Origin of the sequence: Gordonia sp. 852002-50816_SCH5313054-c (assembly GCF_001665925.1) — a bacterium.
GTDB classification, from domain to species: domain Bacteria; phylum Actinomycetota; class Actinomycetes; order Mycobacteriales; family Mycobacteriaceae; genus Gordonia; species Gordonia jacobaea.
Genome location: NZ_LZTE01000029.1, coordinates 61,380 through 81,910, shown reverse-complemented (window position 1 = coordinate 81,910; position 20,531 = coordinate 61,380). Strand labels below are relative to the sequence as shown.

Annotated in this window: 18 protein-coding genes and 1 pseudogene; 12 read left to right on the top strand and 7 right to left on the bottom strand. The window is 66.5% G+C overall.

Annotated elements, in window-relative coordinates; genetic code table 11:
• The first annotated feature begins 57 nt into the window (after nucleotides 1–57).
• Nucleotides 58–1,269 (top strand): NAD(P)/FAD-dependent oxidoreductase, encoded by a 1,212-nt coding sequence (locus tag A5788_RS04740; RefSeq protein WP_064869932.1) that lies wholly within the window; start codon nucleotides 58–60, stop codon nucleotides 1,267–1,269.
• Nucleotides 1,266–2,006: a DNA alkylation repair protein gene (locus A5788_RS04735; protein WP_064869931.1), complete on the top strand. Its 741-nt coding sequence runs from the start codon at nucleotides 1,266–1,268 to the stop codon at nucleotides 2,004–2,006. The genes A5788_RS04740 and A5788_RS04735 overlap by 4 nt, the downstream gene beginning before the upstream one ends.
• Before the next feature lie 34 nt (nucleotides 2,007–2,040).
• Here the strand turns inward: A5788_RS04735 and A5788_RS04730 are convergent, their stop codons facing one another.
• From A5788_RS04730 to mftR, 5 genes are all read right to left on the bottom strand, one after another.
• Complete coding sequence (locus A5788_RS04730) at nucleotides 2,041–3,396, bottom strand: chloride channel protein (RefSeq protein WP_064869930.1); 1,356 nt, start codon at nucleotides 3,394–3,396, stop codon at nucleotides 2,041–2,043.
• Nucleotides 3,393–3,785 carry a DoxX family protein gene (locus A5788_RS04725; protein WP_064869929.1) on the bottom strand — a complete coding sequence of 131 codons (393 nt, stop codon included), beginning with the start codon at nucleotides 3,783–3,785 and terminating at the stop codon, nucleotides 3,393–3,395. The genes A5788_RS04730 and A5788_RS04725 overlap by 4 nt, the downstream gene beginning before the upstream one ends.
• A gap of 1 nt (nucleotide 3,786) precedes the next feature.
• Complete coding sequence (locus A5788_RS04720; RefSeq protein WP_064869928.1) at nucleotides 3,787–4,842, bottom strand: ferredoxin--NADP reductase; 1,056 nt, start codon at nucleotides 4,840–4,842, stop codon at nucleotides 3,787–3,789.
• Between the two features lie 147 nt (nucleotides 4,843–4,989).
• Complete coding sequence (locus A5788_RS04715; RefSeq protein ID WP_064869927.1) at nucleotides 4,990–6,144, bottom strand: lipase family protein; 1,155 nt, start codon at nucleotides 6,142–6,144, stop codon at nucleotides 4,990–4,992.
• A gap of 149 nt (nucleotides 6,145–6,293) precedes the next feature.
• Nucleotides 6,294–6,932, bottom strand: a complete 639-nt coding sequence (gene mftR / locus A5788_RS04710) for a mycofactocin system transcriptional regulator (protein ID WP_064869926.1) — start codon at nucleotides 6,930–6,932, stop codon at nucleotides 6,294–6,296.
• Nucleotides 6,933–7,102: 170 nt separating this feature from the next.
• Between mftR and mftA the strand changes: the two are divergent.
• The 4 genes and pseudogenes from mftA to mftD form a co-directional block, all read left to right on the top strand.
• Nucleotides 7,103–7,177: pseudogene (gene mftA / locus A5788_RS24240) on the top strand (mycofactocin precursor MftA); the annotation flags it as partial.
• Nucleotides 7,177–7,515: a mycofactocin biosynthesis chaperone MftB gene (mftB, locus tag A5788_RS04700; RefSeq protein WP_064869925.1), complete on the top strand. Its 339-nt coding sequence runs from the start codon at nucleotides 7,177–7,179 to the stop codon at nucleotides 7,513–7,515. The pseudogene mftA and the gene mftB, both read left to right, overlap by 1 nt.
• A gap of 99 nt (nucleotides 7,516–7,614) precedes the next feature.
• Nucleotides 7,615–8,895, top strand: coding sequence for a mycofactocin radical SAM maturase (mftC, locus tag A5788_RS04695; RefSeq protein WP_049698809.1), 1,281 nt, complete (start codon nucleotides 7,615–7,617; stop codon nucleotides 8,893–8,895).
• A gap of 90 nt (nucleotides 8,896–8,985) precedes the next feature.
• The gene (gene mftD / locus A5788_RS04690) at nucleotides 8,986–10,188 is read left to right on the top strand and encodes a pre-mycofactocin synthase MftD (RefSeq protein WP_005203889.1); all 1,203 of its coding nucleotides are present in this window, start codon (nucleotides 8,986–8,988) and stop codon (nucleotides 10,186–10,188) included.
• A 384-nt stretch (nucleotides 10,189–10,572) separates the two neighbouring features.
• Here mftD and A5788_RS04685 read toward each other — a convergent pair whose 3' ends face one another.
• On the bottom strand, nucleotides 10,573–11,388 hold the full coding sequence (locus tag A5788_RS04685) for a mycofactocin-coupled SDR family oxidoreductase (protein WP_064870174.1): 816 nt from the start codon (nucleotides 11,386–11,388) through the stop codon (nucleotides 10,573–10,575).
• A 52-nt stretch (nucleotides 11,389–11,440) separates the two neighbouring features.
• Entirely contained in the window at nucleotides 11,441–12,616 is a 1,176-nt protein-coding gene (locus tag A5788_RS04680; protein WP_064870176.1) for a CaiB/BaiF CoA transferase family protein, read from the bottom strand.
• 219 nt (nucleotides 12,617–12,835) lie between these two features.
• Between A5788_RS04680 and mftE the strand changes: the two genes are divergently transcribed.
• From mftE to A5788_RS04650, 6 genes are all read left to right on the top strand, one after another.
• On the top strand, nucleotides 12,836–13,546 hold the full coding sequence (mftE, locus tag A5788_RS04675) for a mycofactocin biosynthesis peptidyl-dipeptidase MftE (protein WP_064870178.1): 711 nt from the start codon (nucleotides 12,836–12,838) through the stop codon (nucleotides 13,544–13,546).
• Entirely contained in the window at nucleotides 13,543–14,991 is a 1,449-nt protein-coding gene (gene mftF / locus A5788_RS04670) for a mycofactocin biosynthesis glycosyltransferase MftF (RefSeq protein ID WP_064870184.1), read from the top strand. The genes mftE and mftF overlap by 4 nt, the downstream gene beginning before the upstream one ends.
• 22 nt (nucleotides 14,992–15,013) lie before the next feature.
• A complete protein-coding gene (mftG, locus tag A5788_RS04665) occupies nucleotides 15,014–16,321 on the top strand; it encodes a mycofactocin system GMC family oxidoreductase MftG (RefSeq protein WP_231894265.1) in 1,308 nt (435 codons plus the stop codon).
• 30 nt (nucleotides 16,322–16,351) lie between these two features.
• Nucleotides 16,352–17,029 (top strand): FadR/GntR family transcriptional regulator, encoded by a 678-nt coding sequence (locus A5788_RS04660; protein WP_064870190.1) that lies wholly within the window; start codon nucleotides 16,352–16,354, stop codon nucleotides 17,027–17,029.
• Nucleotides 17,026–18,273, top strand: coding sequence for a CynX/NimT family MFS transporter (locus A5788_RS04655; RefSeq protein WP_082938047.1), 1,248 nt, complete (start codon nucleotides 17,026–17,028; stop codon nucleotides 18,271–18,273). Before A5788_RS04660 ends, A5788_RS04655 begins: the two co-directional genes overlap by 4 nt.
• Nucleotides 18,274–18,439: 166 nt before the next feature.
• On the top strand, nucleotides 18,440–20,500 hold the full coding sequence (locus tag A5788_RS04650; RefSeq protein WP_064870180.1) for a cytochrome c oxidase assembly protein: 2,061 nt from the start codon (nucleotides 18,440–18,442) through the stop codon (nucleotides 20,498–20,500).
• Nucleotides 20,501–20,531 lie beyond the last annotated feature (31 nt).

Genomic DNA, 20,531 nt, shown 5'->3' with positions numbered 1-20,531 from the left:
ATCATTCGCCGACGGCCGTTTATCGGGGAGTGTGATCTTGCCGAACGAGAGGATCTCATGAGCGCAACATCGGGTGTCGTGATCGTCGGGGCGGGGCTCGGAGCGATTCGCGTGGCCGAAAACCTCCGCGCCGACGGGTACGACAAGCCGATCACGCTGATCGGTGCCGAACCGCATCCGCCGTATGATCGTCCGCCGCTGTCGAAGTCGGTGCTGCTGGGCAAGGACGACCGGGTCGACCTCAAACCGGCTGCCTTCTATACCGATTCGGCTATCACGCTGCGTCTCGGTACCACCGTCGGCTCCGTCGACACCGACGCGAAGACGGTGTCCGTGGTCGACGAGGCGGGTGAGCGCAGCGTCGTCGAATACGACACATTGGTGCTGGCGACGGGTCTGCGGCCCCGTGCGTTCCCGGGCACCGATGCGATGTCGGGTGTGCACACCCTGCGTACGTTTGCCGATGCGCTCGCGGTGCGATCGGCCATCGATGCGGCCCAGAACGCTGTGGTGATCGGCGCCGGATTCATCGGCTGCGAGGTGGCGGCGAGTCTCTCGTCGCAGGGCATCGACGTCACCATCGTCGAACCGGCACCCACACCGCTAGCACTCGCGCTGGGGCCGCGAATCGGAGCGCTCGTCACGCGGATGCACGAGGCCAACGGGGTCACGGTGCGCACGGGCGTCGGCGTCGCCGAGATCGTGGCGGGCGAGGGCGGCGCAGTCCGCGAAATCACGCTCGACGACGGGTCGGTCCTGCCCGCCGACCTCGTCGTCGCCGGGATCGGATCCACACCGGTGACCGATTACCTCGGCGGGTCGAACATCGAGCTCGCGCCCCGCGAGGTCGGCGGCGGAATTGCTTGCGACGCACAGGGACGCACGTCTGTGCCGGGCGTCTACGCGGTCGGCGACGTCGCCAACTGGCTCGACGACGCAGGCGATCCACGACGGGTCGAGCACTGGAACCACACGGTCGAGCAGGCTGCGGTCGTGGCCGCCGACATCACCGGCGGAGAAGGTGTGACTGCCGCCGTGCCGTACTTCTGGAGCGACCAGTTCGACGTCAAGATCCAGGTGCTCGGCGATCCGCGAGCAGACGACGACGTCCACGTCGTCTCCGACGACGGCAAGAAGTTCCTCGCCTACTACAGCAGGGGCGGCATGCTCACCGCGGTCGTCGGCGCGGGCAAGGTCGGCGCCGTGATGAAGACACGTCCGAAACTGCAGACACCGACGCCGATTTCGGAGCTTGTGCCCGACGCGTGAGTCCTCGTACAGCTGGCGCGGGAGGTTCCGCCGACAACGTGATCGCCGCGATCGACGAACTGGCCGATCCGGAGCGCGCCACGTCGATGGCGTCGTACTTTCAGGCGCATCCGGGTGGCTACGGCGGCGACGACGAGTTCCTCGGTGTCCGCGTGCCCCAACTGCGCGCAATCGCCAAGCGGTTCCGCGGGATCAGTCGCGGCGAGGTCCGTACTCTGCTCACCTCGCGCTTCCACGAAGTGCGACTGGCCGGATTATTCTGCGCGCGTGACGGATTCGACCGTGCAGATGCCGCGGAGGCCGACCTGTGGGTCGCGGACTACCTGGCGGCGGTGGCTGCGGGGGCGGTGAACAACTGGGACCTCGTCGACTCGTCTGCCGACCCGATACTCGGTGAATGGTCCTGGCAGCACGGCGATGTCGATGTGCTGGTGGACTTCGCTGCGCGAGATGATCTGTGGGAGAGGCGGATCGGCATCATCGGGACCTTCGCATGGATCAAACACGGCGACGCGCAGGCGCTTGCGGCGGTTGCGCCGCTGGTGATCGACGACCGCCGACCGCTGATCCAGAAGGCATTCGGGTGGATGCTGCGCGAGATGGGCAAGCGCGTCGACGCCGCGGCGCTCACGTCCTACCTCGACGACCACGCCGCCCACATGGGCCGTACCGCACTGGGATACGCCGTCGAACATCTCGATCCGGAGGCGCGGGCGCACTACCGGTCGCTGCGCTGAGCGCACGGTTGCTGCAGCGCTGGGCCCCCGGTTGTTACTGCGTTGAGGGTGGCTGCTTGGCCGCTTTGTCGGCTCGTAGCATGCGTTCGCGGAGGTCGTCGTAGATCGGTGGGCTGCGGACGAGCGAGGCGATCACGACGGCACCGGCACCGGCAGCGAGCATCGGCAGGGCGGCGCTGGTGACCGTCGTCATCTCGATCACCAGGATGATGCCGGTGAACGGGGCCCTGACCACGGAGGCGAACAGGCTCGACATGCCGACCAGTACGAGGGGCAGTGCGAGCTCGGTGGCGAGGGTGGACGAGAAGAGGTTGATCAACCAGGCGAAGAGAAGTCCGGACAGTGCGCCGAGCGCAAGCATCGGTGCGAAGAGTCCTCCCGGTGTGCCTGCCGAGTAGGAGAGCGGGCCTGCGACGAACCGTATGGCCAGAAAACCGAGAAGTGACAGGATCGCGATCCGGTGGCCGTCGAGGATGCGTTGGGTGAGTGAGTCGCCGCCACCGGCCAGGTCGGGTGAGATCAGCAGCAGTGCGCCGATGGTCGCCCCGATTGCCGCGGCCTTCACAACCGCCGGAATGCGGTGCAGCGCTTCGAACCACGACAGGCATGCTCTGATCAGCCAGTTGTAGCCGACACCGAGAAGTCCGACGAGGACGCCGAAGACGACGAAGAGCGGCAACGTAGCCAGCGCAGGAGCGGATACGTTCGAGACCTTGAAGTCGGGCATGTCACCGAGGACGACGCGCGAGCACGTGACCGCTGTCGCGACCGCTGCAAGCGTCCACACGACCTCGCGGATGCGGACCTTCTTGGCGACCTCCTCGAAGACGAACATCGCGCCGCCGATCGGTGCGTTGAACGCCACGGCCAGGCCGGCGCCGGACAGGACTGTCTGTAGGCCACGGATCTCGTCGGTCGTCGCGCGTGCGAAACGTCCTGCCGCAGCGCCGATTGCTGCGGCCATGTGCACCGTCGGGCCTTCGCGACCGAGTACGAGGCCACCGACGCCGATCGACAGCAGCCCTCCGACGAAGCGGGCAGGCACGACCATCAACGTGGGTGGCTCGGCTTGTCCACGTTCGACGGCTTCGACGTGTTGGATTCCGCTTCCCGCTGCGCGTGGCACCTTGATGGCGATCCACGTCGCGGCGGCCGCGGCCGCAGCCGAGATGGCCAGCGGGACAAGCCACCCCACAGGTCCGTGATGATCAGACCAGTCGACGACGTCGACCCGCCAGGCGTCGAGTCGGGTGAGCAGCCAGCGGAACGCGCCGCCCACGAAGCCGGCGACCACGCCCGCCGCGGCAGCGACAAGAGTCAGCAGTACCAGCGCCCGCGCGTCGAGGCGGTCGTCGTCGGTGCGGTGAAAGCTGTGGTCGTCGGTGGTCACTTCGAGTGGCGGAAGACTTTCACGGCTGCTGCGATGAGTGGAATCTGAAGGGGGAGTCGGCCTATCGCGATCGCCTTGTACACCGGAGGCCTGTGCCACCACATGCGGACCATGTTGATGTTGGCCGGGTAGACCGCGACGAACAGTGCGGCAGCCGATCCCGCCGCAAGTCGACGGGTCTGCGGTACAAGCAATCCGGCGCCGATGCCGACTTCGGCGACACCCGACGCGTAGGTCAGTGTGCGGGCGTCGGTGCCGAGTGCTCCGGCGATCTCGGGTGGCACGATCTCGTCGAAGGGTTTGGGTGCGGCGAAGTGCAACGCGCCCATTCCGAGCAGCATGCCGCCGAGCACGCGTGCCAGACGGTTGGAGGAGACGTCTGGCGCCATGTCAGAACTCGATTCGCAGTCGGTCGGATGTGGGGTGTGCCTGACAACCCAGGATGTAGCCGTCCTCGATGTCTTCGGGGTCGAGCGCGCCGTCGTTGTCCATCTCGACGCTACCCTCGGTCAATGTGCAGGCGCACGAACCACATTCGCCCTCCTGGCAGGAGTACGGGGCGTCGAGCCCGGCGTCGAGCATGATGTCGATGAGCGATCGGCTCCGCGGCCAGGTGAGTTCGTGTATCTCACCGTCGAGTTCGACCTCGACGGTGGCCGCTGCGGCCTGTTCGTCGGCGGAGACCTCGGCGAGCTCGTGGTCGGCGAAGGGATCGCCGGACAGTGAGTTGTACACCTCGGTGTGAACGTCGTGGTGTGCGAACCCGGCGGTGTCGAGAGCGCGGTGTACCGCGTCCATGAACGGGCCGGGACCACACATGTATGCGGTGTGCCCGACATAGGGAGAGAAGATCTCGGCGAGCGCGGCGTCGGTCGGGAGGCCCCTGTCGGTCTCGAGCCAGTGGACGACGGTCAGCCGATCCGCGTTGTCGCCGACGAGTTCGTCGAGTTCCGTCGAGAAGATGACGTCGTCGACGCTGCGGTTGGCGTAGAAGAAGACCACCGGGACGCTCGACGACGCGAGGGCGGTCTTGAGGATCGACATCACCGGAGTCACGCCACTGCCCGCCGCGATGAGGAGCAGCGGGTCGTCGAGAGTGCGCGGAGTGAACACCCCCGACGGTGGGAGCACCTCGATCTGCGTGCCCGCGGCGAGGTTGTCGCAGACCCAGTTCGAGCCGTAGCCGTCGACGGTCCGCTTCACCGTCACCTTGGGCAGCGCGTCGGTCGCGGGCGAGGAGGCCAGCGAATAGCAACGCGCGACCGAGCCGGTCTGCTCGCTGGGGATGCGAAGAGTGAGGAACTGGCCCGGCTTGTAGTCGGTGAACGCGTCTTTGTGTTCGTCGGGGATCTCGAACACGATCGAACGCGCATCGGCGGTCTCGTCGATCACGTCGGCCACGGTCAGGATCACACTGCGTGATCCGTGCGGGGTCAGTTCTGCCATCTCGCGGACTCTCCTGCGTGCTGTCGTTCTCGACTCATAACGAGAACACGTTCTAGTTCAGGCTAGCGTAGCCGATCGGCCCAGGGTATCGGCTGGACCGTGGGCTTGTCGGGGCAGGACCGCCGGGGAGCGAGAGTCTGGCGCGAACTAGGCGAGTGCCGTCCGCAGGAACTCGTCCCACGCCGCCCACTGGGCTGCGTTCATCTCGGTGTGGCTACCGGTCCCCAGGACGGTCCGATGATCGACGCCGTTGGCGACGAAGTCGGCTTCGAGCTTGGCGTGCAGCGGCGAGGGGACGGTGAGATCGAGTGCGTTGAACAGCAGCAGCGTCGGCTTGGTGTACCCCGACGTCGGCACCGACATGTACCTGTCCAGAGATGCACGCAGTTCCGGAGAACCGAGCGGCTTGGCGAGCAGGCTGCCGAACGCGGTTCCCGCTGGAACGGTCGGGGCCGGGCAGCCGTTGCCGACCTTGTCGACGAGGCTGCGTCCATACGGCGACAGGTAGCTGTTGACGTCGACGGCCGGGTCGGCGACGCGATTGCCCGCGAGGACGGCGAGCAGGTAGCCGTAGGCCTTCTCCAGTACGGCAGGCGCCGGCGGGACGTACGGCCCGAGGAAGGCCATCACCTTCTCGACGTCGGACTCGGGGTCGACGGCGATGGCGCCGCGGAAATCGGTTGGCGCGCCGTACCTGCTCTGCATGTGCGCGGTGGCCAGTGCGGCCTGCCCACCCTGCGACGGACCGGCTACCACCCACTTCTTGGCGAGACTCGGTTCGACGCTGCGTGCCGCGTGCAGGAGGTCGATGGTTGCCGCGCCCTCGGAGTCGTTGTTCAGGTAAGGGTGCACGCCGGTTTCGAAGCGCCCGAGGCCGACGTAATCGGGCGCGACGACCGCATAGCCGGATGCCAACAGGCGCGAGGTGAACCTGTCCGCCTTGGCGTCCGGGCCGCTCTGACCGCCGCAGCCCGGCCCGTAGCCGGACGTGCCGTGGGTGTAGGCGACGACGGGCCAGCCTCCGGCCGGCGCCTTGCCCGCGGGCAGTAGGAGTCCGCCACTGGCGGGCACAGGCTTGCCGTCTGCCCCGCGCGTCCAGTAGTCGATCGCGACGCCCTTGGCGGCACCGCGCCAACCGTCGGGCCGCGCCTGGGTGCCGATAATCGTTCCGGCGGAACCGGATTGGGATGCGGCCGGCGCTTGCGCGGGAGGAGCGGCGTCGGCGAGCGGCGCCGCCACCGCCAGGCTCAGTGCAGCGGCGGCCGCGGCGAGCGCCGCTCTGGTGGATACGGCGACTCTCACGACTGCGACCTCCGGAAGAACGATGTTGTTAGGCCAGCGCAGAATACGTGGGCGGTGACGCAGAAACACGTGTTTCTGACAGATGCGCAGGAAGCTTTGCTCGCGTTTGTCTGAAACACGTGTATTTGCACGCGGGGTGGGCGGGCTTATCAGCGCAGAGCGCTCACTCCGTCGGCCAGGGTCTCGCAGCCCGACACGATCAGTGCGGTGAGGTCGGAGTCGGGGTGTGCGAGCCACTGCTCGTAGGCGGCGAGGGTGGTGCCGAGGCACATCCAACCGATGGTTTGCGGAACGTGGTCGTCGACGTCGAGTCCCAGTCTGCGCGCACAGAATTCGGCAACCACACGACGCCACTCCGCGTACATCAGCATCGAATGTGCCTGCAGCGCGGGTACTCCCAGGAGAAGTGACATTCGACGACGATGGTGTTCGAGGTAGTCGTCGTCGACGGCGTTGAACGAGACCAGAGCGTCGGTCAACGCCGCAGCGATGGGGAGGTCCGCGGGGATCTCGGCGAGTAGGGTGCGCATCTCGTCGAGATGTGCGTCGAAGTCGCCCCAGCAGATCGCGTTCTTCGACGGGTAGTACCGGAACAGTGTGCGCCTGGCGATGCCGGCGGCGTCGGCGATGTCGTCGACGCTGGTGTTCTCGAAGCCCGACTCGGTGAACATGTCGATCGCGATCGTGCTGATCTCGTCGCGCGTCGTGATCGGCCTGCGACCCGGTGACCCTGCGGCTCTGCCGCCTGGAGCGACAGCGCGGGTCGGGGTGGGGTCCGAAGGGTTCATCCTCACCTGTCCATCCGGATAGTTTTCGCTTTCAGGTGTTTTCCTGCACCCGGTGCCATTATAGTGTGGCGTGATCCACTTCACTTCACCAACACAAGGAGGTCTGGATCATGGCAGATCAGTCAGCCAAGTCTGCACAGGATGTTGCGGCAACCACCGGCGTTCCGGCAGATGTCGACGCCGAACTCGTGGGCGAGTCGCTCGTCGAAGAGGTGTCGATCGACGGGATGTGCGGGGTCTACTGATGTCCGCACCGACATCCCTTCCGGTCACCGGGGGTCGCGACGCGGCCACCGGTGATCCGGTACCGACGTCCCACTCGTTCGACCCGACGCAGGCGTGGCAGCTCAACCCGAAGGTCGCGCTGCGGCCCGAGCCGTTCGGCGCGCTGCTCTATCACTTCGGAACCCGCAAGCTCTCGTTCCTCAAGAATCTCGCGGTGGTCGGCATAGTCGAGTCCCTGTGCGATCACGACAGCGCCGACGACGCGCTGCACGCCGCGGGCATCGACAGCGCTTCGCGACCGCTCTACCTCCAGGCCCTCGGCGCGCTCGCGTCGTCGGAGATGATCTGTCGGCGCTGATTTTTCCGACAGTGAATTTCTGGCGTGGCCTGAACTCCAGCCCGCAGAAGACCAGCCCTCTTCGTGCCTGCTCGTCCACGCAAGCTTCAAGGAGCCACCATGACCACACTCGAGTTGCCGCCCAGCGCAACTGAACTCGCTGCGACCACCGCGATCGCGACGTCGGCCCGCCCGCCGAAGGTCGGTCGGCTCGTCGACCAGTTCGAGAAGGGCCTCGACGCCCCGATCTGTCTCACCTGGGAACTCACCTACGCGTGCAACCTCGCGTGCGTGCACTGCCTCTCGTCGTCGGGTAAACGCGATCCCCGCGAGCTCTCCACCGAGCAGTGCAAAGCGATCATCGACGAGTTGCAGCGCATGCAGGTCTTCTACGTCAACATCGGCGGCGGCGAACCGACTGTGCGACCGGACTTCTGGGAGCTCGTCGACTACGCCACCAGTCATCAGGTGGGAGTCAAGTTCTCCACCAACGGTTTACGTATCGACAAGGCGGTCGCACAGCGCCTGGCCGCGTCGGACTACGTCGACGTGCAGATCTCGCTCGACGGCGCCACCGCAGAGGTCAACGACGCCGTGCGTGGACCGGGCTCGTTCGACATGGCGGTACGGGCGCTCGAGAATTTGTCCGACGCCGGCTTCCGCGACGCCAAGATCAGCGTCGTGATGACGCGGCAGAACGTCGCGCAACTCGACGAGTTCAAGGCGCTCGCAGATCGCTATGGCGCCACGCTGCGCATCACGCGGTTGCGTCCGTCGGGTCGCGGCGCCGACGTCTGGGATGACCTGCACCCGTTGCCGTCTCAGCAGCGCGAGCTCTACGAATGGCTTGTGGCACATGGTGAGAACGTGCTCACCGGCGACTCGTTCTTCCACCTCTCGGCATTCGGATCGGGTAGCGGCGGAGGTCTGCCCGGCCTGAATCTGTGCGGCGCCGGACGCGTGGTCTGCCTGATCGACCCGGTCGGCGACGTCTACGCGTGTCCCTTCGCGATTCACGAGAACTTCCTCGCGGGCAACATCGTCTCTGACGGTGGGTTCAAGGAGATCTGGCAGAACTCCGACCTCTTCACCGAACTACGCGAGCCGCAGAACGCCGGCGCCTGCACGAAATGTGCGCACTTCGACGCCTGCCGCGGCGGTTGCATGGCGGCCAAGTTCTTCACGGGTCTGCCGCTCGCGGGTCCCGACCCCGAATGCGTGCAGGGTTTCGGTGAAGAGCTGCTTGCCGGCGAGCGATCCAAACCCACTGCGAACAAGGATCATTCGCGTGGGACACCCCTGACCCTGATGACTCGCAGGCCCGACGGCGACCTGGCGCCGGTCGGCGGCCCGCCGTCGAAGAACTGCGACGAGAACCCGCTCGCGGGCTTCTCGCTGTAACAACCCAGCACGAGCACGCACCCCGCTCGGTCCGACGCCGGGCTTGTCCGAATGTGCCCGCGGCATGATGAAATAGGTAGGAACACAACCATGGTCAGCAATCCCTGGGCGCGCAACCCCTGGTTCGAGACGGTCCAAGAGGCGCAGCGTCGAGCAAAGAAGCGCTTGCCGAAGTCGGTCTACTCGTCGTTGATAGCGGGAACGCAGGGTGGACACACCACCCACGACAACGTCGCCGCGTTCGACGAGATCGAGTACACGCCACATGTTGTCGGTGCCCAACCCGATCGCGAGTTGGCGACCACCGTCATGGGCCAGGAACTCTCGTTCCCGGTGATGATCTCCCCGACGGGCGTGCAGGCCGTCGATCCCGACGGCGAGGTTGCGGTTGCTCGGGCAGCAGCGGCCCGTGGAACCGCAATGGGGTTGAGTAGCTTCGCATCTCACCCGATCGAAGAGGTCACGGCTGTCAACGACAAGATCTTCTTCCAGATCTACTGGCTCGGCAGTCGCGACGACATCCTCGCCCGCGCGATGCGCGCGAAGGAGGCTGGCGCCAAGGGGCTCATCGTCACCACCGACTGGGTGTTCAACATCGGTCGCGACTGGGGGAGCCCGGAGATCCCGGAGAAGGTCGACTTCAAGGCGCTGCTGCGGCTGGCACCGGAGATCGCGGTCAAGCCACGCTATGCACTCGACTGGATCCAGGACGGCAAGATCATCATCCCCGACCTGACCGCGCCGAACGTGTCGAAGGGCAAGGGACAGCCGGGACCGACGTTCTTCGGTGCCTACGGCGAGTGGATGAACACCCCGCCGCCCACCTGGGACGACCTGCAGTGGCTGCGCGAGCAGTGGGGCGGACCGTTCATGGTCAAGGGCGTCACGCGGCTCGACGACGCCAAGCGCGCCGTCGACATCGGCGCCACGGCGCTGTCGGTGTCCAACCACGGTGGCAACAACCTCGACGGCACTCCCGCCACGATCCGCCTTCTTCCGGGCATCGCCGACGCCGTCGGAGACCAGATCGAGGTGCTGCTCGACGGAGGTATCCGACGCGGCAGTGACGTCGCCAAGGCCGTTGCCCTCGGCGCTCGCGCGGTGATGGTCGGCCGCGCCTACCTGTGGGGCCTGGCCGCGAACGGCCAGGCGGGCGTCGAGAATGTGCTCGACCTGCTTCGCATGGGACTCGACGGCGTCGTGATGGGCCTGGGCCACAAGAGCGTTCACGAACTCTCGCGCGACGACCTGATCATCCAGCCGGGCTTCGAGCGGTCATTCGGCGACGCCTGACCCCGCACGCGGGCGCACGGTCGAGCGCGCACTTCTGCGCGTCGACTGTGCGCTCCGTCGTGCCGACTGTGCGCTTAATACTGCCGACTGGGCGCTGCATTTTGCCGAGCGTGCGCTGCGTCGTGTCGACTGTGCGCCTCTGACCGTCGAGTGGGCGCTTGATCCCGTCGAGTGTGCGCTGGATGTGACCTGCTTGCTGAATAACCAAGTGGGGGAGCGACGTTCGGCTGTGGCAAGCGCGTTTCGATGCTCTGCCCTGCGACGCACAGTCGACGCTCTCGAGCGCCCAGTCGACGGTATGGAGCGCCCAGTCGACGCTCTGCGACGCACAGTCGACGCTCCCGAGCGCCCAGTCGGCAGTGCGGAGCGCACGCCCGACGCGGCTCAGACCTTCGAGTTGCCCATGTCGATCTGGAACTGGGCGCCGGTGACGGCGCGGGCCAAGGGCGAGGTCAGGTACAGCACGGCGTCGCTGATGTCGTCGGTGGAGGCGACGGGGAAGTGGTCCATCATCGAGATGAAATACCTTGTGTACTCGCCCATCTCGAAGATCCGCATGGCGGAGGTGTCGGCGATGCCCATCGGGGTGTCGACCGCGTACGGATGCACGGAGTTGACGCGAACATTCTTGGGCGCCAACTCTTTCGCGGTGGTCTGGGCCAGGCCGGTGAGTGCATACTTCGACGCGCTGTAGGCGGCTTGCATCGGCATGGCCTTGAGTCCCGCGACCGACGAGACGACCACGATCGACCGGTTGTCGGCGTCGTTGTCGAGCAGTGCTGGGATGGTGGCGCGCAAGGTCTTCCACGTGCCGGTGACGTTGACGTCGAGAACGTCGGCGAACTGTTGCTCCGGTAGTTCCCACGTGAAGCCCCACGACAGGATGCCTGCGTTGGCGACGACATGGTCGAGTCGGCCGAACTGTTCGACGCCGTCGGCGACCAGTTGCTCCTGGAAGGCGAGGTCGCGCGTATCACCCTGGCGGGCAAGGATTTTGCCGCCGACTTCCTCGACGAGCCTTACGGTCTCGGCGAGGTCGGCCTCTGTCGACGGCGGGTAGGTGATGTAGTCGGCAACGGTGTCGGCGATGTCGAGACCGATGATCGATGCGCCCTCACGCGCAAAACGGATGGCGTGGTTACGACCCTGACCGCGCGCGATACCCGTGATGTAGACGACTGTGCCGTCGAACTGTCCCATGGGCAGAACTGTAACACGTTCTAGTTATCGCGCGCGGTCGGATCTGTCGAGCTCAGTCCGTCCAGACGGTTGCGGCGTCGACGGCCTCACGATCGGGGCCACGCGGGGTCGATGGTGCGGTCCGCGAGAACCGTGGAGCCACCTGTGCCTGGCGGACTCCGTCGATCTCCACGAGGTTGGCGCGGGCGGCCATATGCGGATCGTCGGGCGCCTCGGCAAACGTGAGCACCGGTGACACGCAGGCGTCCGTTCCGTCGAAGATCTTGGCCCACTCGTCGCGAGTACGCGACGCAAACGTCTCGGTGAAGATCTGCCTCAGCTTCGGCCAGTTGGCGACGTCGTTCTGCCCGGGAAGATCGGCATCGGTCAGGCCGAGGCCGCGGAGCATCTCCGCGTAGAACTGCGGCTCGATAGCCCCGGCGGCCATGTACTTGCCGTCCGACGTCTCGTAGACCTCGTAGTACGGTGCGCCGGTATCGAGCATGTTCGTGCCCTGCTCGTCGCTCCACAAGCCGGTGCCTCGAAACGCCCAGATCATCTGTCCCAGAACGGAAGCGCCGTCGACCATCGCGGCGTCGACAACCTGTCCGCGACCCGACGACGCGCGCTCGACGAGCGCCGCGAGGACACCCATCACCAAGAACATCGAACCGCCGCCGAAGTCGCCGACGAGGTTCATCGGCGGCACCGGACGCTCGCCTGCCCGACCGATTGCGTGCAGCATTCCGGTCAGCGAGATGTAGTTGATGTCGTGACCGGCCTGCGGCGCGCGCGGGCCCTCCTGGCCCCAACCGGTCATGCGTCCGTAGACGAGGCGCTCATTGACCGACTCCAGATCCGACGGACCAAAGCCCAGTCGTTCCATCACGCCGGGACGGAAACCCTCGAGCAGAACGTCAGCTTTACCGATGAGTCGCAGGATCTCCTCCCGGTCGGCCGGATCCTTGAGGTTGGCCTCGACGACGCGCCTGCCCCGCAGGAGTGCGTCGGCGTTGCGCGCCGGATCGGGTAGCTGACCTGGCCGCTGGATGCGGATCACGTCGGCTCCGAGGTCGGCCAACATCATCGCGGCGTGCGGACCGGGACCGATGCCCGCGAACTCGACGACCCGTACACCGTTCAGCGGACCACCTGTACCAACGCTTTTCGACGATGCGCCCGCGTTCTGCTCACCTGCCGCATCGGATGCCGGCCGGCCTGCCGCGTCGGGCGTCGACGGTGCGTTCATGGAATTCCTCCCACTCGAATTGGTGCGCCCACCTGTGTGGTGGGCGTCACGCCGTGGCCTCAGAATGCCATACCGAGCGATCGTTCGGCAGAGCCGGGGGCGATCGATCACCGTGGGCGCACGTCCGCAGAACGCCTCGATGCGCACTCAGGAGAAATAGGTCAACAAAGTTTTCGGCGGCGGTTACCTCGCGCGCTTCACATCGGTAAAGTCGACCCAATGACGCGTCCGGCGACTTTGAGTTCGTGCACTTGGCCGGAACTGGAGAATTCTGCGACGACGCTCCTGGTCGCGGTCGGATCGCTCGAACAACACGGGCCACATCTACCGCTCGACACCGACACCCGCATCGCCAGTGCGGTGGTGGCGCGTGTTCACGCGAACCTCGACGACCCGTCGACCCTCATCGCGCCGCCCCTGGGCTACGGCGCGAGCGGTGAGCATGAGGGCTTTCCCGGCACCATCTCTCTCGGCCACGACGCGCTGCGCAGCGTGCTCGTCGAGTACGGGCGTAGCGCCTGCCGGTGGGCGCAGCGCATCGTGTTCGTCAACGGCCACGGTGGTAACGCATCGACTCTGGTCGACGCGATCGGTCTGCTCCGCTACGAGGGCCGCGACGTCGCGTGGTATCCGTGCGCCTTCGACGGAGCCGACGCGCACGCGGGTACGACGGAAACATCGGTGCTGCTTCACCTTTCGCCGGATTCTGTGCGTCGGGACAGCGTCGTGGTCGGCAATCGTGCGCCCGTGGCGACGCTGCTACCGGCGATGCGTGACGGGGGTGTGGCCTCGGTGAGTGCGAACGGCGTTCTGGGCGATCCGACGACGGCGTCGGCGAACGAGGGTGCCGCGCTGGTCGATGGACTGGTGAGTCGACTCGGTGCCGCGATCCGAGAATGGGACGTCGCCGAGAACGGGCGCCTGCGATGAACGCACCCACCGATGCGCCCGCGGCGCCCGCACCGAGCCGCGACCTTCCGAACGGCTTCCAGGTCCAGATCGATCTGCGATGTGCCCGGCACGGCGATCTGCGCTACCTCGTCGGCGGCTCGCCGACTCGCTTGATGCGGCTGTCCGACGCCGCGCTGGGAATGACGTCGGTCGACGGTCGGATCGAGGTGTGCGACGGCCCGACCCGAACGCTGGCGCGACGCCTCCTCGACGCGGGAATGGCCAACCCCCGCCCCATGCACGGACCGTCGACCGACGATGTCACGATCGTTGTTCCGGTGCGCGACAACCAATCCGGCGTCGACCGGCTCCTGAACGCCGTCGGTGGCGTCAAGGTGATCGTCGTCGACGACGGTTCGCGGACTCCCATCGTCGCGCAGGGTCCGCAGGTGCGCGTGCTCCGTTTCGACGAGAACCACGGACCGGCGGCCGCACGAAATGCGGGCGCCGCAGCTGCCGACACCGAGTTCATCGCCTTCCTCGACTCCGACGTGGTCCCGCACAGCGACTGGCTGATGATGCTGCTCGGTCACTTCTCCGATCCGGCAGTGGCAATCGCCGCGCCGCGCATCGTCGGGCTCGACCGCGACGACGAGCGCGGCGACCACCACAAGCGATCACTCGCCGAGCGCTACGAGAACGGCCATTCTTCCCTCGACATGGGGCCCAGCGAGGCGGGCGTCGTCCCGGGAACTCCGATCGCGTACGTGCCGAGTGCGGCAATGTTGGTGCGTGCGAGTGCCTTTGACGGATTCGACGAATCGCTGCGCGTCGCCGAGGACGTCGACCTGTGCTGGCGGACGCATGAGAACGGCTGGCGTATTCGCTACGACCCGATCGCGACGGTCGCGCACGATCATCGCACCAGCATGCGCACCGTGCTCGGACGACGACGGTTTTACGGCACCGGCGCGGCGTTCCTCGCCGAGCGTCATGGCGAGTCGGTCGCTCCGGTCGTGATGTCGATGTCGATGGCCGCAGCGGTGGCGGCTTTGCTCACGCACACCAGGATCGGTCTCGCGGTGGCGGTGGTGATCCTGCTCCGCGTGGGGCATCGGCTCCGCACACGACTGGGCGAACTGCCCGAGGCCACACGTGTGTCCGCACAGATGACCTCGCGGGCAACCTTCTTCGGACTGCTGCAGGCGGCGGGCGCGGTGTGTCGTCACTATTGGCCCGTCGCGTTGCTGCTGGCGCTGATCTCACCGAGATTCCGACGGATCGTCATCGAGATCGCGATCGCCGAAGGCGTCGTGGAGTGGATTCGCTCCGTCGCCGCGGAACCGGCGGTGGCGCCGACCATGGGGCCGTTCGGCTATCTGCTGTGCCGACGTCTCGACGATCTCGCGTACGGCACCGGGCTCTGGCAAGGGGTGGTCACGCATCGTGACCTCGCGGCGTTGCGTCCAGTACTGACGCCGTAGCGGCGTCGAATTCGACTGTGCCGTGCCCACATCGACTGCGAACCGAGACAGCGTCGACGTCGTGATCGTCGGCGCGGGCAGCTCCGGATGCGTGCTCGCCGAGCGACTGTCACGTCACGAGAAGCGATCGGTGCTCGTGCTCGAGCAGGGACCGTCGGAGTGGCCGGATGCCAGTGTCCTCGACCTCCGTAGGTTGCCGATCTCCGACGGCGAGCGCTATGTCACCCAGCATCGTGAGTCGTCCGGATTGCCGGTGGTCCGTGGGCGTGGACTCGGCGGATCGTCGGCCGTCAACGGCGCCTACTGCATGCGCTTTCATCGTGACGACTTCGACGCCTGGCAGGGGCCGTGGACACCCGATGTCATCGACAAGGCGTACGCCGAAGTCGACGAGAAGATGGGGGTGCATCCCTTCCCCGACGCTGATCTCGCCCCCACCGCGCTCGCGTTCGAGAGATATTGGGGAGAAACATATTCGACCCGACAGCTCGACGACCCGTGGCCGCTGGTAGGGGTCAATCGAGTGCGCTCGAACAGCGTCGACGGGATTCGACGGACCGCCGCGGACGCCTACCTGCGTCCCCACCTGAACCGGCCGAATCTGCGGGTCCGTACGGGCGTGAAGGTCGACAGGGTGTTGCTCGCCGATGCGAAGGCTGTCGGTGTGGTGTGCGACGGTCGGGACATCCGCGCACGCGAGGTGATCCTGTGCGCCGGAACCCTCGGCAGCGCCGCGGTGTTGTTGAGGTCTGGCGTCGCGGGCGAGCACATGCGCGTACACGAGCACCGCGAGGTGCTCGTCGGATATCGCCTCCGCGAGCAACCCGAACCGGGCCCGTTGCTGCAGACGGTCGTGCACACCGGCGATGGGCTCGAGATCCGCTGTTACCGAGACGATTTCGCACGGTACGTCGGAGGTCTCACGCCATCCGGTCCGGCTGTCGGAGTGGCGGCGATGGCGCCGGGTGCGCCAGGCGAGGTGTATCTCGACGGCGTGGACGCCGGGGTTCGGCTCGACCGGCCGGACGATCGAGTACTGCGCGATATGGCGCGAACCGCGCACGAGGTGGTCGAGATGTTGAGGTCGTCGGAGTTCGGTGGGCTCGTCGTCGCCGACTCGATCGCCATCGACCCCGTGCTGCGCACCTCACAACATGCCTGGGGGTCGATGCCGATGGGCGGGCGCACCGACTGGCTCGGCGCAGTGCGAGGGGTCGGGCACCTTCGCGTTGTCGACGGTTCCATCCTCCCGGCCGCAGGCCGTAGCGGACCTCATGCCACCACGATGATGGTCGCGGCGGTGATCGGGGACGTGGTCGCCGCGGACTGAGCCGCAAACATGGGATGTTAGGATGTGCTCATGTCTGAGGTCATCGAGCGTCCCAAGCGCACCAGTGAACTGGTGGTGGAGCGGATGGAGCAGCTCATCCGCGACGGCGTCTGGCCCGTGGGAGCGTGTATCCCGGCAGAGCCCGAACTGGTCCGTGATTTCGGAGTGGGGCGCAACACGATTCGCGAGGCTGTGCGTGCGTTGGAGCACTCGGGCATGCTCGTGCCGCGCCGCGGCGATGGCACGTATGTCCGTAGCGCCAACACATTTGCCGCTGCGATGACTCGCACTGCCACGTCGGAGATGCTCGACCTGTTGCAGGTTCGTCGTGCACTGGAGTCGGAGGCTGCCGCGGGCGCCGCACGCGACGCAACCGCAGACGCCAAGCGCACACTACGCGAGGCGCTCGACACGGCGGAGGGCATCCTGGCGACGGGCGATATCGACGCGTACGCGCGCGCCGACATCGACTTCCACACCGAACTCGTTGCGGCGTCGGGCAATCCGCTGCTCATCGAGATCTACTCGGGTGTTCTCGAAGTGATGCACCGCTCCCACGCCGACATCGCCGGATTGTCGGTGGCGGCGAACGCCCATCCGGCAGGCCATCGTGACGTGGTCGCCGCGATAGATGCCGGCGACGAGCAGGCCGCACGTGCTGCAGTCGTTGATTACCTGGCCGAGGCAGAGGGCAGCGTGCGCCGATGAGCCGGACGTCCACATCGCCGACCCCGTCGACGTCCGAAACGCCCTCCGAACATTCGATCAGGCTCAACCCGGGTGAATTGCGAGGCGGCGCAGCAATTCTCGCGGCTGTGGCGATCATGTTGGTTGCGGCCAATCTGCGACCGCCCGTCGTGTCGGTCGCGCCGTTGATCGACGTGATCCGCGACGACCTCGGATTCTCCAGTGCCACAGCGGGTCTGCTCACCACTCTGCCGGTGCTGTTCTTCGGACTGACCGCGCCCATCGCGCCACGGATCGCAGCTCGATTCGGAATCGAACGCACCATCTTCGCGTCGCTCGCGTTGCTGATCGTCGGAATCCTGTTGCGTCTCATACCCTCTGTGGCGACGCTGTTCCTGGGATCGGCCGTTCTCGGCGCGGCAATAGGTGTGTGCAACGTGGTGTTGCCCGCCCTCATCAAGCGCGATTTCGCGCATCGATCCGGTCTGATGACCGGCCTGTACTCGATGACCCTGTCGGGTGGGGCGGCAGTGACCGCGGCGGTCATGGTGCCGATGGACACAGCCCTTGACGAGAACTGGCGGGCGTCGTTGGCGATGTGGGCGCTGTTGGCCGTCGTCGCGATGGCGGTGTGGGTACCGCAGCTGCGTCGGGTGCATACGGTCGCGGTGGGGCCCCGTGCGCCTGGCCTCTGGGCCAATCCGATCGCATGGGCGATCACGGTGTACATGGCGGCGCAGTCGTTCATCTTCTATACGTTCAGCGCATGGCTGCCGCAGTACCTGATCGACAACGGGAGCACGCCGTCGAGCGCGGGCAATGTGCTGGCGATCGGTCAGGTGGTCGCGCTCATCATGTCGCTGGTGGCTCCGATCGTCGCGGGGCGGTTCGCCGACCAACGTCTGGTGACCCTCGCATTTCTCGCGGTCTGTACGGCGGGGTTCGTCGGGCTGGTCTTCACCGATCATGCGACGGTGCTCTGGGTCTGCATGGTGATGGCGGGACCGGGCGCGGCCATCAGCCTCGCGCTGCTGTTCATGGTGCTGCGCAGTTCGTCTGCCACGCAGACCGGCCAGGTGTCGGGGATGTCGCAGTCCGTCGGCTACATCCTCGCGGCAGCCGGCCCGATCGCCATCGGATGGATTCACGATGTGACGGGATCGTGGTCGCTCGCCTTCGGAGTGCTCGCGCTCGCCGTGATCCCGCAGGCGCTCGCGACACTTCTGGCTGCCAAGAACGTACGAATGCCTTCTCATCTCGATTGATCGAACGGCCCGCCAGTGCCCGGAGTTCTCCGCTGACCTGCGTGTGACCCGGACCTCCCGCGCTCGCCCGGGCAGCGGGACCCACGACGCGGGGTCGTAGACTGGCCAAGACGTCAGGCCAGCGAAACGTCGTACTCGCTGGTTCTCGGCGGGCTAGGAGGAAGAGATGACCGCCGCCGACAGTGAAACGCAGGCCGAAGGTGCAACGCGGGCCGACAGCGCAACGCGCGTCGACGCGGCACGCATCCGGCCAACCGTGATTCTCGGCGCAGCGTTCGCCGTGGCCCTGGTGGGCGTCGTGATCTACGCGCTCATCAGTGGAAACGCCCGTCATCTCGAAAGCGGCGACCCGTTCCCGGGTACCTTCACCGCCACAGCCGACGTCGTCGGCTATTTCCTCGGCTTTCTCGCTGCCGCACTGACCCTCGGTGGCCTTGTCTTCATCATCACCGCGTCGAATCCGGATGAGCACGGCAGCATCGATGTGACGGGATACCGGGCGCATCTGATGCTCGGCAGGCTCTCCATCGGCTGGGCCGTGCTGTCGTGGCTCATGGTCAGCGTCGCCGCCGCCGACGCCTCCGGAACGACCCCGTGGCGATTGGTGGGTGAGGGGTTCCTCGGGCAGGGGATCGGGGTCAGCGAGGCCGCTGTCGCGTGGATCGTGATGGCGGTGTGCGCCACCGTGATCGCGGTGCTCATCAGGTTCTCGCTCGGGTGGATGATGCACGTCGTCCTCCTCATACCCGCGGTGATCGCGATGGTCGCCCTGCCGCTTGCGAGCAACGCGGGGCAGGGGCCGAATCACGACTACAACACCAGTCTCGGTATCGGGTTCGCGCTCGCCGTCGGGGTGTCACTCGGGTTCCGAGTGGCGTGGGCGAACGCGCCGCGCATCACCTCCGACGTCGCGCGGGCTGTGGTATCCCGGCGCAGCGCGCTCATCCTCGTCATCAGCGACGCCGTTGCGCTCGTGTACGGCTTGGCGCTGACTCTCTTCCTCCTGCCGGTGCGCTACGCATTCGACACCGCCTTCGGCTTGGCCGCGATCGTCATGATCGTGCTGGTGGCCGTGGCACTCGCGACGAGTGTCTCCGCCTACCGTGCATCCAAGCAGAACGACGTCTCGCCACAGGGCGACGCCGATACCGAGAGCAGCGCGGGGCGTCGGATCGTGAGCGCAGGCGCTGTGCTCATGCTGGCGGCGGTCGCGTGCTGGACCGTCATGGACACCCGCGTCGCGCCGGGGCTGCTGGCACACAAGTTCACCGGATGGGACGTGTTCCTCGGATACGAACTGCCCGGCCCGGCGACGACATGGACGTTGGCGACCTTCTGGCGCCCCGACCTCTTGATCGGTGTCGCCGCTCTTGCCGCAGCAGTTCTGTATCTGGCCGGTGTGCGCCGACTGCGGCGTCGTGGCGATGAGTGGCCGGTCGGCCGCACCATCTCGTGGGTGCTCGGCTGTCTGGTCGTCGTGGTGGTCACGGGGTCCGGGGTGCGTGCCTACGGCTCGGCGATGTTCAGCGTGCACATGGCAGAACACATGGCGCTCAACATGTTCGCGCCGGTACTCCTGGTGCTCGGCGCGCCCGCGACCCTTGCGTTGCGTGCGCTCCCGGCGGCTCACGGCGACGAGCCTCCCGGCCCGCGCGAATGGCTGTTGCGCGTGCTGCACTCGAAGGTGACGGCGGTGCTGTCGAATCCGATCGTGGCGCTGGTGGTGTTCGTACTGTCGCTCTACGTCGTCTACTTCACCGGAATCTTCGGCACCCTCACCCGGTATCACTGGGGCCACGTGCTGCTGACCGTGCACTTCATCATCGTCGGCTACCTCTTCTACTGGGTCATCATCGGTATCGACCCGGGGCCGCGTCGAATCCCGTTCCTCGCCCGTATCGGATTGTTGTTCGCGGTCATGCCATTTCACGCGTTCTTCGGCATCGCGTTGATGACGATGTCGACGGTGGTCGGCGACAAGTTCTACAGCGAACTGATGTTGCCGTGGGTGACCGACCGACTGCACGACCAGTGGCTCGGTGGCGCGATCGCATGGGGCGCGAGCGAGGTGCCCGTCGTGCTGGTCGTCGTGGCCATCGTGGCGCAGTGGGCCAAGGTCGATCGGCGCGAGGCCAACCGCGGCGATCGTCATGCCGATACCTACGAGGACACCGAACTCGACTCCTACAACGCGATGCTCGACGAGTTGTCGAAGTCGCGTCGATGAGCAGGCTCCATCTGGTCTGTCGGGTCGAGAC

Excerpts from the sequence above, each read along its gene's own strand:
- A5788_RS04740 (WP_064869932.1), top strand. The coding sequence starts at position 58 with ATGAGCGCAACATCGGGTGTCGTGATCGTCGGGGCGGGGCTCGGAGCG.
- A5788_RS04725 (WP_064869929.1), bottom strand. The coding sequence starts at position 3,785 with ATGGCGCCAGACGTCTCCTCCAACCGTCTGGCACGCGTGCTCGGCGGC.
- A5788_RS04720 (WP_064869928.1), bottom strand. The coding sequence starts at position 4,842 with ATGGCAGAACTGACCCCGCACGGATCACGCAGTGTGATCCTGACCGTG.
- mftR (WP_064869926.1), bottom strand. The coding sequence starts at position 6,932 with ATGAACCCTTCGGACCCCACCCCGACCCGCGCTGTCGCTCCAGGCGGC.
- mftB (WP_064869925.1), top strand. The coding sequence starts at position 7,177 with ATGTCCGCACCGACATCCCTTCCGGTCACCGGGGGTCGCGACGCGGCC.
- mftC (WP_049698809.1), top strand. The coding sequence starts at position 7,615 with ATGACCACACTCGAGTTGCCGCCCAGCGCAACTGAACTCGCTGCGACC.
- mftD (WP_005203889.1), top strand. The coding sequence starts at position 8,986 with ATGGTCAGCAATCCCTGGGCGCGCAACCCCTGGTTCGAGACGGTCCAA.
- A5788_RS04685 (WP_064870174.1), bottom strand. The coding sequence starts at position 11,388 with ATGGGACAGTTCGACGGCACAGTCGTCTACATCACGGGTATCGCGCGC.
- A5788_RS04680 (WP_064870176.1), bottom strand. The coding sequence starts at position 12,616 with ATGAACGCACCGTCGACGCCCGACGCGGCAGGCCGGCCGGCATCCGAT.
- mftE (WP_064870178.1), top strand. The coding sequence starts at position 12,836 with ATGACGCGTCCGGCGACTTTGAGTTCGTGCACTTGGCCGGAACTGGAG.
- mftF (WP_064870184.1), top strand. The coding sequence starts at position 13,543 with ATGAACGCACCCACCGATGCGCCCGCGGCGCCCGCACCGAGCCGCGAC.
- A5788_RS04660 (WP_064870190.1), top strand. The coding sequence starts at position 16,352 with ATGTCTGAGGTCATCGAGCGTCCCAAGCGCACCAGTGAACTGGTGGTG.
- A5788_RS04655 (WP_082938047.1), top strand. The coding sequence starts at position 17,026 with ATGAGCCGGACGTCCACATCGCCGACCCCGTCGACGTCCGAAACGCCC.
- A5788_RS04650 (WP_064870180.1), top strand. The coding sequence starts at position 18,440 with ATGACCGCCGCCGACAGTGAAACGCAGGCCGAAGGTGCAACGCGGGCC.